This is a genomic window from Bradyrhizobium sp. WSM2254, assembly GCF_000472645.1.
Lineage (GTDB): Bacteria > Pseudomonadota > Alphaproteobacteria > Rhizobiales > Xanthobacteraceae > Bradyrhizobium > Bradyrhizobium niftali.
Map to the genome: position 1 here is coordinate 97,200 of NZ_KI421446.1, position 18,745 is coordinate 115,944.

At 63.5% G+C, this 18,745-nt stretch carries 13 protein-coding genes and 1 pseudogene; 10 read left to right on the plus strand and 4 right to left on the minus strand.

The window, feature by feature from the left end; genetic code table 11:
• Window positions 1-2,547 (plus strand): immunoglobulin-like domain-containing protein (locus tag A3M7_RS0141185; RefSeq protein ID WP_027549135.1); only part of this gene is annotated, 2,547 nt, incomplete at its 5' end.
• A gap of 61 nt (window positions 2,548-2,608) precedes the next feature.
• Here the strand turns inward: A3M7_RS0141185 and A3M7_RS0141190 are convergent.
• From A3M7_RS0141190 to A3M7_RS0141205, 4 genes are all read right to left on the minus strand, one after another.
• The gene (locus tag A3M7_RS0141190; RefSeq protein ID WP_027549136.1) at window positions 2,609-3,634 is read right to left on the minus strand and encodes a transglutaminase-like cysteine peptidase; all 1,026 of its coding nucleotides are present in this window, start codon (window positions 3,632-3,634) and stop codon (window positions 2,609-2,611) included.
• Between the two features lie 216 nt (window positions 3,635-3,850).
• Window positions 3,851-5,101 (minus strand): HlyD family type I secretion periplasmic adaptor subunit, encoded by a 1,251-nt coding sequence (locus tag A3M7_RS0141195; RefSeq protein ID WP_027549137.1) that lies wholly within the window; start codon window positions 5,099-5,101, stop codon window positions 3,851-3,853.
• Window positions 5,091-7,340 (minus strand): type I secretion system permease/ATPase, encoded by a 2,250-nt coding sequence (locus A3M7_RS0141200; protein ID WP_027549138.1) that lies wholly within the window; start codon window positions 7,338-7,340, stop codon window positions 5,091-5,093. The genes A3M7_RS0141195 and A3M7_RS0141200 overlap by 11 nt, the downstream gene beginning before the upstream one ends.
• A gap of 197 nt (window positions 7,341-7,537) precedes the next feature.
• Window positions 7,538-9,256: a TolC family outer membrane protein gene (locus tag A3M7_RS0141205; RefSeq protein ID WP_027549139.1), complete on the minus strand. Its 1,719-nt coding sequence runs from the start codon at window positions 9,254-9,256 to the stop codon at window positions 7,538-7,540.
• Window positions 9,257-9,892: 636 nt separating this feature from the next.
• Here A3M7_RS0141205 and A3M7_RS45735 point away from each other — a divergent pair.
• The 9 genes and pseudogenes from A3M7_RS45735 to A3M7_RS0141250 all read left to right on the plus strand — a co-directional run bounded on the left by A3M7_RS45735 (window position 9,893) and on the right by A3M7_RS0141250 (window position 18,720).
• Complete coding sequence (locus A3M7_RS45735) at window positions 9,893-10,213, plus strand: hypothetical protein (RefSeq protein WP_049824016.1); 321 nt, start codon at window positions 9,893-9,895, stop codon at window positions 10,211-10,213.
• A gap of 499 nt (window positions 10,214-10,712) precedes the next feature.
• Window positions 10,713-11,783, plus strand: a complete 1,071-nt coding sequence (gmd, locus tag A3M7_RS0141215) for a GDP-mannose 4,6-dehydratase (RefSeq protein WP_027549140.1) — start codon at window positions 10,713-10,715, stop codon at window positions 11,781-11,783.
• On the plus strand, window positions 11,764-12,723 hold the full coding sequence (locus tag A3M7_RS0141220) for a GDP-L-fucose synthase (RefSeq protein WP_027549141.1): 960 nt from the start codon (window positions 11,764-11,766) through the stop codon (window positions 12,721-12,723). Before gmd ends, A3M7_RS0141220 begins: the two co-directional genes overlap by 20 nt.
• 99 nt (window positions 12,724-12,822) lie before the next feature.
• Window positions 12,823-12,892 (plus strand): annotated as a pseudogene (locus A3M7_RS51480) (DUF2231 domain-containing protein); the annotation flags it as partial.
• A gap of 107 nt (window positions 12,893-12,999) precedes the next feature.
• Window positions 13,000-13,203 (plus strand): hypothetical protein, encoded by a 204-nt coding sequence (locus tag A3M7_RS0141225; RefSeq protein ID WP_027549142.1) that lies wholly within the window; start codon window positions 13,000-13,002, stop codon window positions 13,201-13,203.
• A gap of 416 nt (window positions 13,204-13,619) precedes the next feature.
• Entirely contained in the window at window positions 13,620-15,017 is a 1,398-nt protein-coding gene (locus A3M7_RS0141235) for an MFS transporter (protein ID WP_027549143.1), read from the plus strand.
• A gap of 121 nt (window positions 15,018-15,138) precedes the next feature.
• The gene (locus A3M7_RS0141240; RefSeq protein WP_027549144.1) at window positions 15,139-15,966 is read left to right on the plus strand and encodes a 3-keto-5-aminohexanoate cleavage protein; all 828 of its coding nucleotides are present in this window, start codon (window positions 15,139-15,141) and stop codon (window positions 15,964-15,966) included.
• Window positions 15,967-16,100: 134 nt separating this feature from the next.
• On the plus strand, window positions 16,101-17,306 hold the full coding sequence (locus A3M7_RS0141245) for an MFS transporter (protein WP_027549145.1): 1,206 nt from the start codon (window positions 16,101-16,103) through the stop codon (window positions 17,304-17,306).
• A gap of 184 nt (window positions 17,307-17,490) precedes the next feature.
• Window positions 17,491-18,720, plus strand: coding sequence for a CaiB/BaiF CoA-transferase family protein (locus tag A3M7_RS0141250; RefSeq protein ID WP_027549146.1), 1,230 nt, complete (start codon window positions 17,491-17,493; stop codon window positions 18,718-18,720).
• Window positions 18,721-18,745: the final 25 nt, after the last annotated feature.

An 18,745-nucleotide genomic window follows, 5' to 3' on the forward strand; every position in this document is an offset into this window, starting at 1 on the left:
GGGATCGCGAACTACGTGTTCACGGCGACGCTGTCGAACGTCTCGCACGGCGATACGGTCATCACGACCGACCAGGGCGCCATCACGATCCACGATGGCCAGACCACGGGCACGCTGACGATTGCGTCGGGCAATGGCGAGGACGTCTACCTTGACGCCAGCCAGCTGACGGCGACCATCAGCAATGCGACCGGGGGCAACTTCGAGAAGCTGGTGGTCGGCACCGCGGCGGCGACGGCGCATGTCAACGACACGCTCGATTCCGTTACAGCCACCTTGACGACCTCCACCGCCGGCATCTCCGAGTTCGGCGGCTCGGTCACCTACACGGTGACGCTGACGAGCGGGCTGACACCGTTCACTCCTAAGACCGATTTGGTGTTGACCCTGGCCAACGGTGAGCACGTCACGATCGTCGCCGGGCAGGCGAGCGGTTCGGTGACGACCAACTACACCGACGCGCAGATCACTAATCAGACGTCGATCGCCGATTCCATCACCGGAGTCTTCAGCGGTGGCAGCGAATACGAGCAGCTGCTGACGACCGGAACGACCTCGGTGCCAGTCGTGTACGCGCCGACCGTTGCGGTCGGCAGCAACGTCGCCGTGCCGGAAGACACCCAGGAGGTGTTCCAGTTCACGGCTACGCCCGTCAGCGCCGGCTCGCATGTCACCCAGGTCGTCGTGTCGGGCCTCACGGGCTGGAGCGTCGATACATCCACGGCCTCGGTCAACGGTGCGACTGTGACCGCAACCTTCGACTCCGGTGGCGGCGTGCTGACCTTCAGCATCAGCGGCGCCGCGGCCGGCACAGCCGAGACGGTCTCGGTGGCGATGACGCCGCCGCTGAACACCGATGTGGACGCGAGCATCTCGATGACGGCCACCGCCGCACAGGGGGCAACGACCGCCACCAGCGCGGCAACGCCGGGCACGATCTATGTCGACGCCGTCGCGGACATGCCGACCGTGGTCGCCGGCCAGACACACATGATCTTCGTGACCGACTCGCCGAGCGATTCCAATTCGGCCTTCAGCAACGGCGAAACCGGAGCGCTGCAAGTCAAGGCCATGTTCGGCGACGTTCACGACGGCTCGGAGAGCCACACGCTGGATATCCATCTCCAGAGCGGGTTCACGGCCGGCCTCTTGGCAAGCGGCACGATCGCTGGCACCTACAACGGTGCCCCCACGACGTTCAGCTACACCTACGCTTCGGCGACGGGTGACATCCATGTCATCGTCCCCCAGGATACAGGTCTCAATCCGAACGCCAACCAGACCGCCACGATCGACCTGACCTTTGCGGTGACCGCGCCGGCGACGGGCACGCTGCCAAGCACGCTGAACTTCACGGCCACGGCGACTGCAACCGAGACCACGCTGCATGGCGGTGGGGTCGGCGCGAGCAACGCCGATCTCACCACCGACAACGTGGCGGCCTTCACCGATACGACCGGTATCCCGGCTGCGCGGCTGCTGTCGGGCACAATCGTCACCAACTCGAACCAGTCCGCCCAGGACATGATCCTGACGTTCGTCGACCAGGAGCACCCGCTCGACGCCTACTCACAGCTGGTGATCACCAACGCGCAGGGCCAGCAGGGCAACGTCACCTCGGACGCCGGTTTCAACATCTCGGGAGCGGACCACTTCCTGGTCTCGCTCGATGCCCCGTTCGACACTTCAAAGATCGGTGTGACCAACTTCACACTCAACGGCACGCATATCGACGAGGCGTCTGGGCACCCTCAGATCGGGATCAGCGGCGGCAGCGTCAGTGCCGGTTTCACTGCGGTCATGACGACGAACAATGCCGCTGGCGTGACCGGCACGGATTCACATGACTCTCACACCAACGGCGACAGCATCTCGGATCCGTCAGCCAACACCAACACCTACAACATGACGTATGTGGATGGTAAGAACGCGACCGCGTCGGGCAGCAATGATGCCGACCTTCTGAATGCGGCGGGTTCTCCGGGTAACGTGGAGAGCGGCGGAGCTGGCAACGACATTCTCGTGTACCACCCGTCGACCACGATCGATGGCGGCAGCGGCTTCGACATTCTGCGCATCGATGACGGAGCGATCTATAACTCGTCGCTGGAGATCAGCAGTGCGTCGGCCAACGGCCTGTCATCTGGCAATGCCCACACGGTGGGAGGTGTCCATCTCTATGGAGTTGACCTGTCGGGTGCGAGCCTCACCAATCTGGAATCGATCCTGATCACCGACGATCCGCTCGCAAGTTCGCTCTACGGAACCGAGCTCAATGGACTATCGATCGCCAAGGTCACCGCCATCACTGAGGCGACCAACAGCGCTTCGACGACGGCGCATTCGCTCTTCATTGTCGGTTCTGCCGGTGACGATGTGCAGCTTGCGACGGGAGCCGGGGGGTGGACCGAGTCGGCCAACACCTTCACCTCCTCTGGCGGGCAGGTCTTCCATCAGTGGATTCCGACGGGCTCGACCGTGGCAACGGCGACGGCAAGCCTGTTCATCGACAACGATCTGCAGGTGAATCACGCCGCGCAGGCCTAGCAGTTGGGCTGACGCTGACGGTACCGGAAAGCGGCTCGATGAGAGCCGCTTTCTCTTTGTCTCACATTAGCAGCGGGAGTGGGCCGGGCCAGGCCGCGCCGGCAGCGACGTCCGCGTTGCCCCATTCCGTCGCTTCGTCGCTGGCAGCCGGCGTTGCTTCCGCGGGTCCGGATAGCTGGCGCTGAGCGTAGGGTGCGGCGAACAAGTGGACGCCGGCGTGGTCGATGGCGAACAGCGGGGCCAGGTTCGTCGCCCCCGAATCCTCGATCAGCTCGGAGCGCCGGTTGTCCAGCACGAGCCACTGCCCGTCGAGGCGCGCGGCGAGCACGGCGTGGTCCTGCCGCACGGCGCGGTCACGGACCAGCACGAGCCGGAGATCCTCGCGCGGAAATCCGGCTTCGCGCAGTGCGACGTATTTTGCGATCGCATAGTCTTCGCAATCACCCTTTGCGGTCGCGAAGGTCTCCAGCGGCGAGCTCCAGCGATCGGCCTCGCCATGCTGCGCATAGTCGCTCACGTAGCGGACGGCCATGTTGACCGCGCGGTTGGCCTCATCGAGCCTTGCGCGTCCCGATTTCGATCTGACGGCGCCGATTAATCGCAGGAACTGGGCGGCGTTGGAGGGGCAGTTGCCGGCGTCGGTCTGGCAGTCTCTCAGTGTCTCTGCATCCCTCGCCAGCCTGGTTTCGAGGCCCCGCCATTTCTGCCACAACAGGCCTTCGGGCGCGCGGAAGGTGAAGAGGCCAAACGGCTCGTCGCCTTTCGCCGGCGCGGGCCTCGGCTCAGGAGCCGCGTCGGTCGCGATGTTGGAAGGCGTCAGCGCCGCGAGGCGGACTGCATTCGGCCCGCGGCCGCGCATGGCATCGAGCTTCGCCAGCACGTCGTTGATGCGGAAGAACGTCGCCGGTGCTCGCGCTGCTGCGTCAATGCCGGGTGCGAGAGTTTCCTGAGCGTCCTGAGCCAAGACGTCCTGAGCCGAGGCGTCATCGGCCCGGACAGGCGATGTCACGCTGGCAACGATCAATGCAGCCAGCGCTGCGCCAAGCGCGCACAGGCCTTTCCGCTGCAGTTCCCAATGCAGTGTCATAGACGACGTCCCCTGCGCCGGGAGCGTCGTCAACGTCTATCGCGTCGATCCACGCCCCGATCCTGTTGTCGGATCGAGACTGAGGTCTGCGACGCTTAGACGAGGTTAAATCAGGGGGAGGGCGGCGGTCTTGTCGCAAAGGCGGTCAATCCCGCGCTTCGAGGGACCGGCAAATTGTCGCCGCGACCTTTGCGCTCCGTTAACCTTGGCGAAGCCTCAACGCTCGCGCAGGGCTTCGTCGCGAAGTGTGCGGGCCGGCCTCACCAGATAATCGAGAACCGACTTCTCGCCGGTCAGCACCTCGACCGTCGCGACCATGCCGGGAATGATCGGAAGCGGCTTCTGCTCCGTGCCCAGGTGGTTCTTCTCTGTCCGCACCATGACGCGGTAGAAGCTCTCCTGGCGCTCCGGCGTCTTCTCGGCCTTGTCGTCGACGATCGTGTCGGCGCTGATCCGCTCGACCTTGCCCTTCAGCGAGCCATAGACCGAGGAATCGTAGGCCGAGATCTTCACCACCGCGTCCTGGCCGGGCCGGATGAAGGCGATGTCCTGCGGCTTGATGCGACCTTCGACCAGCAGCGTGTCGTCGAGGGGAACGATGTCCATCACGTTGGCGCCGGGCTGCACGACCGCCCCCACCGTGGTCACGTTCAGCTTGTTGACGATGCCATGCACCGGCGCTTTCAGGTCGGTTCGCCGGACCCGGTCCTGCGCTGATTTGATATTTTCATCGAGCACGGCCAGATCGCCCTTGGACTTCGCAAGATCCTCGTCCGCCTGGGAGCGGAAGGAGGAGATCGTGCTCGCGATCTTGGATTGGGCCTCCGCGAGTTGTCCTCGCATCTCGGTCGCCTGGCGGTCGAGCCGCAACATCTCGATTTCCGGCACCACCTTTTGCTCGTACAGCTTGCGCGTCAACGCCAGCTCCCGATCCAGCAGTTTGAGTGTGCCGCCGAGCCGGGCCACCTGCTGGTTCAGGACGTCGACATCCTGCGCCAGTTTCTGCGCGCGCATCTTGAACACACTGCTTTCCGTGGCCACGGCCGACGGCACCACCTGGTCAAGCTGATCGGGAAAGATCAGTTCGCCCTTTCCTCTGGCTTCGGCCTCAAGTCTGGTGACACGGGCCGCCATCGCAGCCCGCCGTTCCCTGATCTCGCCGAATTCGGATGCAAACTTCGTATCGTCGATGCGCATCAGGGATTGGCCCTGCTGGACGATCGATCCCTCCTGGACGAGGATATCGCCGACGATCCCGCCTTCGAGCGACTGCACCACCTGCATCTGGCGCGCGGGTACAACGCGGCCATTTCCTCGCTTGACCTCGTCCAGCACGGCGAAATGAGCCCAGGTCAGGAACGTGGCGAGCATGGCAAGGGATGCGACAAGCAGCATGCGGGAGGTCCGCGGCGCGCGAAGCGCGGCGGCGGCCCGAACATCGTTGGCAAATGCGAAATCAGACGACATTGGTTCTGGCCATGGGTGAGGCGGGTTGCTCGGCAGCCGTCGGGTTCTGGCTCGGCGTCGATGGCGCCGGCTTGCCCTGCAGGAGCGCGAGAACCTTGTCGCGGGGGCCGTCGGCAATCAGCCGGCCGTTGTCGAACAGCAACAGGCGGTCGACCATATTCAGCAGTGAGAGGCGATGCGTCGAGATCAGAATGGTGATCTGCTCTTCGCGCAGCGCCCTCAGGCGCTCGAGAAATTCGGCTTCGCTGCGAATGTCGAAATGAGCGGTCGGTTCGTCCAGAAACAATATCCGCGGCTTCCTGATGAGCACCCGCGCAAGGCCGATCGCCTGCTTCTGGCCGCCTGAGAGGCTCCGGCCGCCTTCCGAAATGGGCATGTCGTAGCCCATGGGATGGCCCGCGATGAACGTCTCGACGCCCGCCAACCGTGCCGCGGCCAGGACTTCCTCGTCGGTGGCCTCGGGTTTGCCCAGCGCGATGTTGTCGCGCAGCTTTCCGAAGAACAGCTCGGTGTCCTGCATCGCAAAGCCAACCCCGGACCGCAGGTCGGACGGATCGTATTGCCGCGAATCGACACCATCGACGAGGATACGGCCCTCCTGCGCCTCATAGAAGCCGAGCAGAAGGCGCCCCACAGTCGTCTTGCCGGATCCGATGCGTCCGATGATGCCGACCTTCTCGCCGCCTTCGATCTTGAAGGATACCTTGTCGAGGGCCTTGCCGGGCGCATTGGGGTAAGTGAAGCTGACGCCGTCGAAAGCGATCGCGCCTTCACGGATTTGTCGCGAGACATAGGCACGCGTAGGGGATCGCTCGCGCTCCAGCGACATAATGCGATCGATGGCCTTCAACGAGCTCAGCGTCTGCGTTCCGCGCGTGATCACCGACGCGATCCCGGCGATCGGTGCCAGAACGCGCCCCGCCAGCATGTTTGCCGCCACCAGCGCTCCGACCGTGAGCTTGCCGTCGAGTATGAGGAATACGCCGACGACGATCAGGGCGAGGCTGGTGAGCTGTTGGGCCGTATTGGCGCTCGTCAGCGCGAGCGAGGCCCAGAAATGGACGTCTTCGCCCGAGCGGGCCGTTGCTGCGACGGATCGCTCCCAGGCCGTTTGCATGCGGGCTTCGGCGCCGGTCGCGCGTATCGTCTCGAGGCCGGAGAGCGATTCGACCAGCACGCCGTGACGTGCCGCAGCTTCAGCCTGCTGGCGTTTCATGGCCCGGTCCAGCGGGCGCTGCAGTGCCAAGCCGATCAGGAGCATCACCGGCAGCATCACCAGGGGTATCCAGGCCAGCGGCCCGGCGATCACAAAGAGGATCCCGACAAACAGCATGGCAAACAGCAGATCCGTCGCGGACACGACGCTGCCGGACGTGAAGAACTCGCGCACTGAATCGAAGTCGCGCAACTGATTGGCGAGGATGCCCACCGAAGAGGGGCGCTGCGCCATCTTCACGCCCATCACGTGCTCGAAAATGTTGGCAGCGAGGATGACGTCGATCGTCTTGCCGGTGACATCGATCATGCGGCTGCGAACCGTCCGGAAGATGAAGTCGAACGCAATCGCGAGCCCCATTCCGATCGACAGGGCAATCAACGAAGGAAGCGCGCCATTGGGAACGACGCGGTCGTAGACGCTCATGGTGAAGAGGGGCGTCGCCAACGCGAGCATATTTATCAGGAAGGCTGCAAGCGCGATGTGACCGTAGCTGCGCCAATGCAACTTGACCACCGACCAAAACCAATGGCTTTGCGGCAGATCGCCAGCAGCGACGGCGCGCGCGTTGCTCTCGACCGCCGCCCTGACGAAGAATGCGTATCCGGTGTAGTCGGCCGAGATGGCCTGGATCGCGTGAAGCTCAGGGAGACCGGCCGTCAGGGACGGATTGAGGACTTTGACATTGCTTCCGGATTTGTCGAACTCCAGCAGGATCAGCGTCGTCCCATTCTTCATGATAAGGACGGCCGGCAGCACCAGCGCGGGAATATCGGCAATGTCGCGCTTGACGGCTTCGGTCTGGAGGCCCGCGCGCTGAGCCGCACGGTCATAGAGGGGAACTGATAGCCGACCATCGAGGATCGGCAGGCCGCCTAGCAGTGCCTCGCGGCTAACGGCGCGGCCGTGATACGACGCCAGGTAAATGAGCGATGATGCAAGTGGGTCGTCGCTTTCGAGGCGACCTGTCGCTTGCTTCGGTTCAGACGCAACGGCTCGCTCCGCAATGGGGTGGCCATGCATGCGCGTTGACTCGGATGCTCGAAACAACAAATGCGAATGTCCAAAATGAAATGGTGCGGAGCGAAAAGCGAACCGTCATTCCAGCATAGCGGAAAACGCACGGAATCATTTGGTAAATCGGCAAAAGCACAACTAAAGGTTAATCTTCGAACCGCCTTTCGCCGATCACGGACCCGACTGTACTCGCGGAACTGGCACTATCTTTGAGCTGGCTCGAATGCCGTCGCCAGCCAGTGCGGCTTTCTATCGGCCGCGTACGCGGAAACGGGAGAGGTGTGCAGTATGACCGGATCGCCGGTGCTTCGCTGCTGCGTGATCCATTCGGATGCTCCCAGCAGGGTCGGCTGATTGGAACGCGACGGCCATCGATTCTTGAACGCCTCAGGCTCGGGCGCTTCGCTCGCGTAGCCCAGACGGGCGGTAACCCGTTCCGGTGCGGGCACCGGGACGTTCAGCGGCTCGGAACCGGTCTGGGGCAGCTTCACGCGGAGCGTCGGCGCCCTGTAGTCGGGCGTTGCGAAGATCCCAAGATCCATCGGCGCTGCATCAACGGGCGGCGGCGATTTCAAATATTCGAGCAACGTGCCCATCGCCGCCAAAAGTTGATAGTCGGCGAACACCACGACGCCGCGAGCCGAAGTCAACGAAACCAGCGTGTTAAAATACTGGTTCTGGGCATTCAAAAGGTCGATCAGCGAACGCTGGCCAAGCTCATATTCCTTCTGGAATGCCGCAATCGTCTTGCGATCAGCCTCGAGTTGCCGCGTCAGCGCGGCGATGCGTGTCGCGGTGACCGTCCGCGCTGCCCAGGCCTTGTCGATGGATTCGATTGCATCGCGCTGAAGGCGTGCATGCCGCGCAGTACTTTCGACGTAGCGCTCGGACATCTCCGACCGTCGCCAGACATCCTGACCGCCGCGGAAGACATCCCAGGACATGACAACCTTGCCGCTGTAGTCGTCGTGCGTAACGCCAAGATAGGGGTACGTATTGTCGTTGTGTGTTGCCCGGCCCTCGAGCGAGAAGGTCGGAACAAAAGCGCCGTCCGTCACGCGAAATGCATGCTTTGCCGCGTCGGCGTCGGCCTGCGCGGCCTGAATGGTCGGGTTGAACCGTACCGTGGTTGCAAGGGCCTCGTCGCGGGTCGTCGGCAAGCCGCCCAGCGGTCCCGGGAAGCGAAGATTGATGGGCTCAAGTCCGACGACCTTGCGGAACTTTGCGCGGGACTCTTCCAGGCTCCGGCGGAATTCGGCGAGCGTCGCGCGGGCATTTTCGACCCGTTCGCGGGCCTGTTCGAGATCGCCTTCACCGGCGCGTCCGCCGGAAAAGCGCGTGTTGACGTTGGCGAATATCTTCTCGTGGGTGACGACGTTCTGCTCGCTGAGCGTGACCAGTCGCAAATAGCGCACGACGTCGACATAGGCTTCCGCTGCGTCCAGAGCGATCAATTCGGTACGCTCGCGAACGCGGAAAGCCGCGGCGTTGACGCGCGCCGTCTGCCGCCAGATGTCGTGAATCGAGGCAAAGCCGTCGAACAAGACCTGCCGGACGACGACGGATTCCTGCGATCCGTTTCGCCATGAGCCGCTTCCGGCGACCGGGACGGGCAGGGCGGTGCTGGTTGACACGGCAGCGCTCTGGTCGAACTTTTCGGGACCCCAGCGCGCTTCTACGCGCACCTGCGGAAGCAGCGTGCTCTGGGTCTGGCGAAGCTCGCTCTCGGTTGCGCGGCGGTTGGCCGACGCTTCACCGACTCCGGGATTGGTGCGGACGGCCTGTTTCAACGCGTCATTGATCGAGAACGGTTCGGCGGACGCGCCGCCGCACGGAACCAGTGCAAATGCTGTGAAAACGAGAATGTGCTTGAGCAATTTTACCTCCGCCCGTTTCCGGAATTCGGTCGCGGGGTCCCCCATGAAATTGCTCGAAGTCTCGCAAGGACTGCACCGACAAGCTAGGCACAATGCGGGAAAATTGAGCAAATGTACGGGGTTGTCGCATTTATGCCACGTCGGAGGCATATACAGGTGCAATAATACCTCTCTTTTCGGATGGGGAGCGGCGCCGACCTCGGGCGCGGTCTGGTTTTCCCCCGTGCCGTTTTACCTCCCAGGTTGTTGTCGATCCACGATGCCGCATGAGGTGCTGTTCCGCCGACCGACGATTCTCTGTTGGGGAACGGAGTTGGGGAACAGAAGCCGGGCTTCGGGCTCAACCCATCGTCCGAATGAGCCCGCGGGCCGGCTTCCGCACTTGTCATCATAGCCATCGTTGCAAGCAGGTGGAGCCGAGCGTTAGCGCTGCTTCGTCCGTCGGTTCCGCGGGGCCCGTGGTGTGGCGGCAAGCGCCCATATGAGTGCCGACCACCGTCCGGCATCAGCCGTCCGGTTGAAACAGCGCTGTGCCCGCCGAGCTGCACGCTCCTGAGGGGAGGAATGCGCGCTTTTTGCTTGCGTCCGGCAAGGCACCTAGATGATTGTGACGGAAGCGTGAACGAATGTACGCAGGCGTGACGTGGCTATTTCATTCCATTTATATTCTTCGGATTTCCGATGCGTACTCTGCTTATTATTCTCGGCATTTGGCTGCTCATCAATGTTCTCTTCGTCGTGATCATGATCCCTCCGCGGAAGTCGCGGAGGCCGACTGGCGAGAGAGGACAGAGCGGGCTGTCACCCGCATTGATCAATCCGAATAGCCAGCTGGAAGAGGACGAGGGTTTTTCGCTTCGTCATGCAATCATTGCAATCGCGATCGGCACCTTCTTTTCTCTGAGCCCGCCGTTGCTGCAAGCTTACGATGCGATCGCGGCATTCATCAGAAAGCTCCGCCGAGGGAAGGGATCCAACGTGAAGACGTCGGACGACGAATAATTCCCGAATTCAATTCCATTCGAGGATCCGTGCCGAGCATGCGGAAATTCGGCAGATCCCTCCTCTGGCTAAATCTCAGAGTGCAGTCCGTCTCTCTCCCCCGACCGGCGTATGAGCGGGATGGTCCAGGACCTCCCGCCACGCCGCATGATCCCAACGGTCGCCCGATCGCCGTCGCTCGGGAGCAGCAAATGCCGTTTCCTTGGCGTCTCTTTGGCGTCGATCAAACGCCGGCAGAATCGCCGCACAATGACGAAACTTCAGAGCGGCGTGTTTGAATGGGGGAAGCGCTCGACGAAAACGGGAACGTCGCAACTTGTTGGAATTACGTATAAAAACAGGTACGGAGAATTGAACCGGAGCGCTTCACCCGCTCCAATCTCCATTGCGTCCCGTACGAGTTGACCGGGGCGGCCGTTCTGTCAAAGAAGGGCGTCACATCGACGGCCACGAACGCGCGGACCGCCCCGCCAATGGGTACCAGGAGATCGGGATAGCAATGACTGAGCGGATCGCTCTCATCACCGGCGTGACCGGCCAGGACGGCGCTTATCTCGCCGAATATCTGCTGTCGCTCGGCTATGTCGTGCACGGCATCAAGCGGCGCTCGTCTTCGTTCAACACCGCGCGGGTCGATCACCTCTATCAGGATCCGCATGTCGGCAACGTGCCGTTCCTGATGCATTACGGCGACATGACGGACTCGACCAATCTGATTCGCCTGGTGCAGCAGATCCGGCCGACCGAGATCTACAATCTCGCCGCCCAGAGCCACGTCGCCGTGAGCTTCGAGAGCCCGGAATACACCGCCAACGCCGACGCGATCGGCGTGCTGCGGCTGCTGGAAGCGATCCGCATCCTCGGCATGGAGAAGGAGACGCGGTTCTACCAGGCCTCGACCTCCGAGCTCTACGGCCTCGTGCAGGAGATCCCGCAAAAGGAGACGACGCCGTTCTATCCGCGCTCGCCTTACGGCGTCGCCAAGCTCTACGGCTACTGGATCACGGTGAACTACCGCGAGGCCTACGGCATGTTCGCCTCCAACGGCATCCTGTTCAACCACGAGAGCCCGATCCGCGGCGAGACTTTTGTCACCCGCAAGATCACGCGCGGCGTCGCCCGCATCGAGGTGGGATTGGAGGAGACGCTCTATCTCGGCAATCTCGAGGCCAAGCGCGACTGGGGGCATGCCAAGGACTATGTCGAGGGCATGCACAAGATCCTCCAGGCCGACAAGCCCGACGACTTCGTACTCGCCACCGGTGAGACGCGCTCGGTGCGGGAGATGGTCGAATTGTCGTTCGCGCAGGTCGGCCGGCGCATCGCATGGCGTGGCGCAGGCGTCGAGGAGACCGGTGTCGATGCCAAGAGCGGCAAGACGGTGGTGAAGATCGATCCGACCTATTTCCGTCCCACCGAGGTCGATCTCCTCATCGGCGATGCCAGCAAGGCGCGAGAGGTGCTCGGCTGGAAGCCGAAGCGGAGCTTTGCCCAGCTCGTCGAGGAGATGATGGCAAACGATCTGGCCGAGGCGAAGCGGGACGCAGCTCATGGCAAACGCTCTGTTTGAGCTGAAGGGCAAGAGCGTCTACGTCGCCGGCCATCGCGGCATGGTCGGCAGCGCGCTGGTGCGCCGGCTCGCAAGCGAGGATGTCAAGCTCGTCACGGTGGACCGTCGCGAGGTCGATCTCTGCAACCAGGCCGCCGTGTTCGACTGGTTCGCAAAGGTGCGGCCGCAGGTCGTGTTCCTCGCCGCGGCCAAGGTCGGCGGCATCGTCGCCAACGACACGCTGCGCGCAGAGTTCATCTACGACAACATCGCGATCGCGGCCAACGTGATCCACGCCGCGCATCAAAACGGCGCCGAGAAGCTGATGTTCCTCGGCTCCTCCTGCATCTATCCGAAGCTGGCGCCGCAGCCGCTGCGCGAGGATTCCGTACTCACCGGTCCGCTGGAGCCGACCAACGAGCCCTATGCGATCGCCAAGATCGCCGGCATCAAGATGGCGGAGGCCTATCGCAGCCAATATGGATGCGACTTCATCAACGTGATGCCGACCAATCTCTACGGCCCCGGCGACAATTATCACCCCGAAATGAGCCACGTCGTCGCCGCGCTGATCCGCCGCTTCCACGAGGCCAAGGTTGCGGGCGCCGGAAGCGTCGTCGTGTGGGGCACCGGCACGCCGCGGCGCGAGTTCCTCTATGTCGACGACATGGCGGATGCCTGCGTGCACCTGATGAAGACCTATTCGGCTGCCGAGCTGATCAACATCGGCAGCGGCGAGGACATCACCATCGCCGAATTCGCGCGCGTCGTTGCCGAGGTCGTCGGCTACCGCGGCGAGATCTCCTTCGACACCTCGCGGCCCGACGGCACGCCGCGCAAGCTGCTCGATGTCAGCCGCCTCACGAAACTCGGCTGGCGCGCGACGACCTCGCTTCACGATGGCTTGAAGCGCGCCTATGCGGCGTATCAGGCCGGCGCGCCGGTGACAGCGCAAGAGTAGGAACCTTCGCCGCAAGCACGAGTTGCCCGGTCGGGCAGGGCGAAAAGCCGGACGAGGCCGACCGTGCAGCAAGACCTGCGCGTGCGCACCACCGCGCAAATGGCGGGCCACCCGATTCATCCGATGCTGGTGCCGATCCCGATCGCGTGCTTCATCGGCGCGCTGCAGGACGTCGTCACCGGCTTCCTCGACAACCAGGTACGCGGCGCATCCGCAGCTCACGCAGCGATAGGTTTGCCGGCTGGAGATGATTTTTCAATGCCAGGGAGATTGACGATGGGTCTTGCTCAATATGCGATCGTACCGGTCAAGGACGAATGGGGCGTTCTGCACGACGGCAACATCAACGGCAAATATGCCACCAAGGAATCGGCATTCGAATCGGCGGTGGCGGCCGCCTCGCTGGCGCTGCGCCAGGGCCATGAGGTCCATGTCAGCGTCCCCGGCCGCGAAGCCGGCGAGAACGCGCTCGGCAGCTAAAGCATGATCCGGAAAAGTGCGAAGCGGTTTTCCGGGAAGATGATGGGTCAACGACAATCCAAAGCGCGATGACGACTCATCCAGATCTCATCGCGCCTTAGCTTCGTCACACGATCAGCCGGCCGCGCCGCGCGGCGATCCCGATCGTGACCTCGGCGCCCGCGTTGAAATCGAGGCGGGCGGCTTCCTCCGCGAACATGACTGAGGCAGACGCTCCGGCCTAGATAACATCATGTTAGGTTTATCGCTTAACTGGGTAATTGTGTTAGCCCGGTGAAGCTCTATTCTCGCATGCAATCAGACGTATCGGCAGTGACAAGCGCTCGCGAAACTCCGCAGAGCGCCCGGTAATTGCTGTCCGATTGTTCAACGAAGCCCGCCAACGGGACGTCATCAAACCAGGGAGGAATTTTGAAATGGTCACGACCCGCGCGATCCACGGCATGAGTCAGTCCAGGAAGGCTGCTGCGAGCGGCTGGATCGGGTCGGCTCTCGAATATTATGACTTCTTCATCTACGCGACCGCCGCGTCGCTGATCTTCCCGCAGATCTTCTTCCCGTCGGAGAATCCCACCGTCGCCATCGTCGCATCGCTGGCGACCTATGGTGTTGGATATGTGGCCCGGCCGATCGGCGCCTTTGTCCTCGGACATTGGGGCGACACCCATGGCCGCAAGACTGTTCTCATCGTCTGCATGTTCCTGATGGGCATCTCGACCATGGCCGTTGGCTTTCTGCCGACCTATCACCAGGTCGGCATCCTGGCGCCGATCCTGCTCGTCATCCTGCGCCTTGTGCAGGGATTTGCCGTGGCCGGTGAAATCTCCGGCGCGAGCTCGATGATCCTGGAGCACGCGCCGTTCGGTCGGCGGGGCTTCTACGCGAGCTTCGCCCTTCAGGGCGTGCAGGCCGGACAAATTCTCGCGGCCGCAGTCTTCCTGCCGCTGGCGGCCTATATGCCGACCGAGGCCTTCAACAGCTGGGGCTGGCGGATTCCCTTCCTGCTCAGCTTCTTCGTCATCGTCGCAGGCTACATCATTCGCCGCGAAGTCGACGAAACCCCTGCGTTCGCCCGCGAGGGCGAGCGGGGAGAAACGCCGCGGTCGCCCATTGTTCAGGCGATCAAGCTGAGCTGGCGCGACATGCTCAGGGTCATCTGCATGGCCCTGATGAACGTCATTCCCGTCGTTGCGACCATCTTCGGTGCGGCCTACGCGGTCCAGCCGGCCTATGGCATCGGTTTTGCCAAGGACGTCTATCTGTGGATCCCCGTCCTCGGAAACATGCTGGCCATATTCGTCATCCCCTTCGTCGGCAATCTCTCCGACAAGGTCGGCCGCAAGCCTCCGATCATCGTGGGCGCGCTTCTCTCCGGCTTGCTCGCCTTCGGCTATCTCTATGCCATCAGCATCAAGAACGTGCCGCTCGCGATCCTGCTGTCGCTCCTGATGTGGGGCGTCGTCTATCAGGGTTACAACGCGATCTTCCCGAGCTTTTACCCGGAGCTGTTTCCGACGCGCACCCGGGTGTCGGCGATGGCGATCTCGCAGAACATCGGAACGACCATCACCGCATTGCTTCCCGCCCTGTTTGCGACCGTGGCGCCTCCCGGCTCGGCCAACATTCCGTTGACGGTGGGGGCGATCGCCTTCGGCATCACGGTCATCGCGGCGCTGGCGGCGCTCACGGCCCGGGAGACCTATCGGATCAGCATTGACGATCTCGGTAATCCCGAGGCCGTTCCGATGGTGCGGGCAGACTATGAACGGAAGCGCGCGCAAGCGGTGAGCGGTGCATCCGCAATTCCGACCTGACGGGCACGCGAGGAAACCTGCCGCTGCGATCGATGATGTTTGCAGCGGCAGGGCTCCATGCGTTACGAGATTGTCGATTCGAATTTTGGGCGCGCGAGCGCGATCATCATGAGGTCTAGGGATGAACCCCGTTGTCGTTGCCGTCGCTATCACCGGCTCCGTTCCGCGCAAGAAGGACAATCCCGCCGTCCCCATCCTGCCGTCCGAACAGATCGAGTCGACGCACCAGGCCTTCGAGGCCGGCGCCACGCTTGCCCATATCCATGTTCGCAACGATGACGAGACGCCGTCCTCCGACCCGGAGCGCTTTGCCCTGGTGCAGGAGGGGATCAGGAAGCATTGTCCGGGGATGATCGTTCAATTCTCGACCGGCGGGCGGGGCCGCGATCCTTCGGCGCGGGGATCATCGCTCTATCTGAGGCCGGACATGGCTTCGCTGTCCACGGGATCGGTGAACTTTCCGACGATTGTCTACGAGAACAGCGCCGCCCTGGTCGAGACCCTCGCCACCAGCATGAAGGCGGGTCGGATTCGGCCGGAAATCGAGATCTTCGATCTGTCGCATCTGCATGGCGCCCGCCGCCTGATCGAGGCGGGGCTGATCGACCAGCGTCCGCACGTGCAGTTCGTCATGGGCGTCAAGAACGCGATGCCGGCCGACGAACATGTCCTCGACATCCTCCTGGGGGAGCTGAAGCGGCTGATCCCGCAAGCGACCTGGACCGCGGCCGGGATCGGACGCCATCAGGCCGAGGTCATGGGCTGGGCCCTCGCGCGCGGCGCGGACGCGGTTCGCACCGGGCTCGAGGACAATATCAGGATCGACAAGACGCGGCTGGCCGCCAGCAACGCGGAGCTCGTGACCGTCGCCTGTGAGGCTGTCACACGCCACAGCCGGCGCGTCGCGACCGCGGCCGAGGCGCGATCCCTGCTCGGGATCGCGCGGTAGGGGCTACTGCCTCCTCCTGACATGCTCCCGGCTGCCTTCTGCCATTCGGCGGCCGGCGTTCCCGTGCGCTGAGTCTCCGGGTAAGACGAGTGCCACAGGCGCGATCTGCGCCTGCCGGGCAGGCGACGTTTGGAATGCGGTTCTTGAAATCTGACGGCAGGCTCATCGGGGTCCTGCTGGTGCTTGCAATCACCCAGCTCATCGGATGGGGAACGATCGGCCTTCCGCCCATCGTCGGCCGCGACCTTGCGGCCGATCTCGGCATGAGCCTGCCGATGGTGTTTGCGGGCACCTCCACGCTTTATGTCACCATGGGGCTGTGCGCGCCCTGGCTCGCCAAGGCGTTTGCGCGGCACGGCGCACGCAAGGTGATGATGGTGGGCACCGTTGTGGCCGTGCCGGGCTACGTCGTTCTGTATTTCGCGCGCGAGCCGATGCTCTATTTCGTGGCCTGGGTCATTCTCGGCATGGGCGGCAGCGCCACGCTGTCGACCGGTGCCTATATCATGCTCAACGAGGTTGCCGGGCGCCAGGCCAAGAACGCCATCGGCGCGCTGATGCTGGTGACGGGCCTCTCCAGCAGCATCTTCTGGCCGACCACCTCGTTTCTCAGCGGCCATTTCGGCTGGCGGGGCACCTGCCTCGTCTACGCCGCCATGCTGATCCTGGTCTCGCTTCCGCTCTACGTCTTCGGCGCGCCGCGCCGGAATGGTGCGAAGGACGAAGGCGGCCCGGCTGCAAAACCCTCCGATGCGCCTGCGATTCCGCGCGGCACCTTCAATCTGGTCGTCATCGCGATCACGCTGAACGCCTTCGTGAATTTTGGTCTCGGCGCCGTGCTCATCGAGCTGCTGCGGGCGGAAGGGCTGGCGCCGGCCCAGGCCATCGCCTTCGGTTCGATGCTCGGCGTGATCCAGGTCAGCGCCCGCGGGCTGGACTTCCTCGGCGGGGGGCGGTGGGACGGAATCACGACCGGGCTTGTCGCCGGCACGGCGCTCCCCGTCGCCATGCTTCTGCTGATGCTGAGCGAGGGGGCGACCTGGGCGGTCGCGGTCTTCATCCTGCTCTATGGCGCCGGCAGCGGCGCGATGGCGGTGGCGCGGGCAACCATCCCGCTCGTGTTCTACGACCAGGCCGAGTTCGCCAAGGCGATGTCGATGATCGCGCTGCCGCTCAATCTGGCCTCCGCGATCTCGCCGCCGCTCCTTGCCGCTCTGCTCACCCAGTTCGGCGGCCGCGCCGCGCTGGGCCTGACCCTGGTGTTTTCCTGCGCGACCGTGCTGATCCTGGTTCTGCTCGGCCGTCGCCGGCCGCAGGTGGCTGCGGCTGCTGTAACCTGAGGCAATATTCACGGCGCGGAATTCGATCTCGATGGCCGATCCTGCCGCCGGGGCAGGGATGGCCGTATGCCCGGAGTGCAGTGCTCAGGCCGCCAAAATGGTGTATCCGCAGGGAGCGCGGCCGCGGCCGAACCTCAGCGCTCGGGCCGCCGCGCCAAGATCCAGTTCCCCGGAGGAAATCGACATGTCGGCCCTGCCGCTCTCAGGCATCAAGATCCTTGACCTCACCCGCGTGCTGGCCGGGCCCCTGTCGGCCCAGATGCTGGGCGATCTCGGCGCGGAGGTGATCAAGATCGAGCGGCCGGGCACCGGCGACGACGCGCGCGCCTTCGGCCCGCCTTATCTGACCGACCCCGACGGCAAGGCGAACAACAACAACTCGTTCTATCTCTGCGCCAACCGCAACAAGAAGTCGGTCACGGTCAACATCGCCAAGCCCGAGGGACAGGCGATCATCCGCGAGCTCGCCAAGGACGTCGACGTCTTCATGGAGAACTACAAGGTCGGCGATCTCAAGCGCTACGGCCTCGACTACGAGACCATCAAGGCAATCAACCCCGGCATCATCTATTGCTCCGTGACCGGCTTCGGCCAGACCGGACCTTACGCGCCGCGCGCCGGTTATGACGCCATCCTGCAGGCGATGGGCGGCCTGATGAGCGTCACCGGCCATATCGACGGCGAGCCGGGCGAGGGCCCGATGAAGGTCGGTCCCTCCATCGTCGATTACATGACCGGCATGAATTCCTCGATCGGCATTCTCTCGGCGCTCTACCATCGCGACGTCAATGGCGGCGTCGGACAGCATCTCGACGTCTGCCTGCTCGACACCGTGATTGCCTCGCTCAGCCACTGGCTCCAGATCTACCTCGTCAACGGCAAGACACCGCCGCGCCGCGGCACCTGGGGCAATGGCGGCATGCCGGCCGGCGTGTTCCGCTGCACCGACGGCGAGCTGATGCTGGTTGTCGGCAATGACGGCCAGTTCCAGCGCACCTGTGCGGTGCTCGGCGCGCCCGAGCTCGCCAGCGACAAGCGCTTCGTCAAGAACAACGACCGCGTCGTGCACGGCAAGGAGATCATGGCGATCTTCGCCGGCCTGTTCCTGAAGCAGCCGGTGGCCTACTGGCTGGACAAGCTGGAGGAGGCCGGCGTGCCGTCAGGTCCGATCAACAATTTCGAGCAGGTGTTTTCGGATCCCCACGTCCAGTCGCGCGGCATGCGGGTGAAGACCGAGCACAAGTTCGAGCCGGAGCTGTCGCTGATCCGCAACGCGCTGACCTTCTCGGAAACCCCGATCGAGAATTACCGCGCCCCGCCGCTGCTCGGCGAGCACACCCAGGAGGTGCTCGGCGGCAAGCTCGGCTATGATGCGGGGAAAATCGAGACGCTGAAGCAGCAGGGTATCATCTGACCTTTTTCCTTCTCGGCCTCTCCCC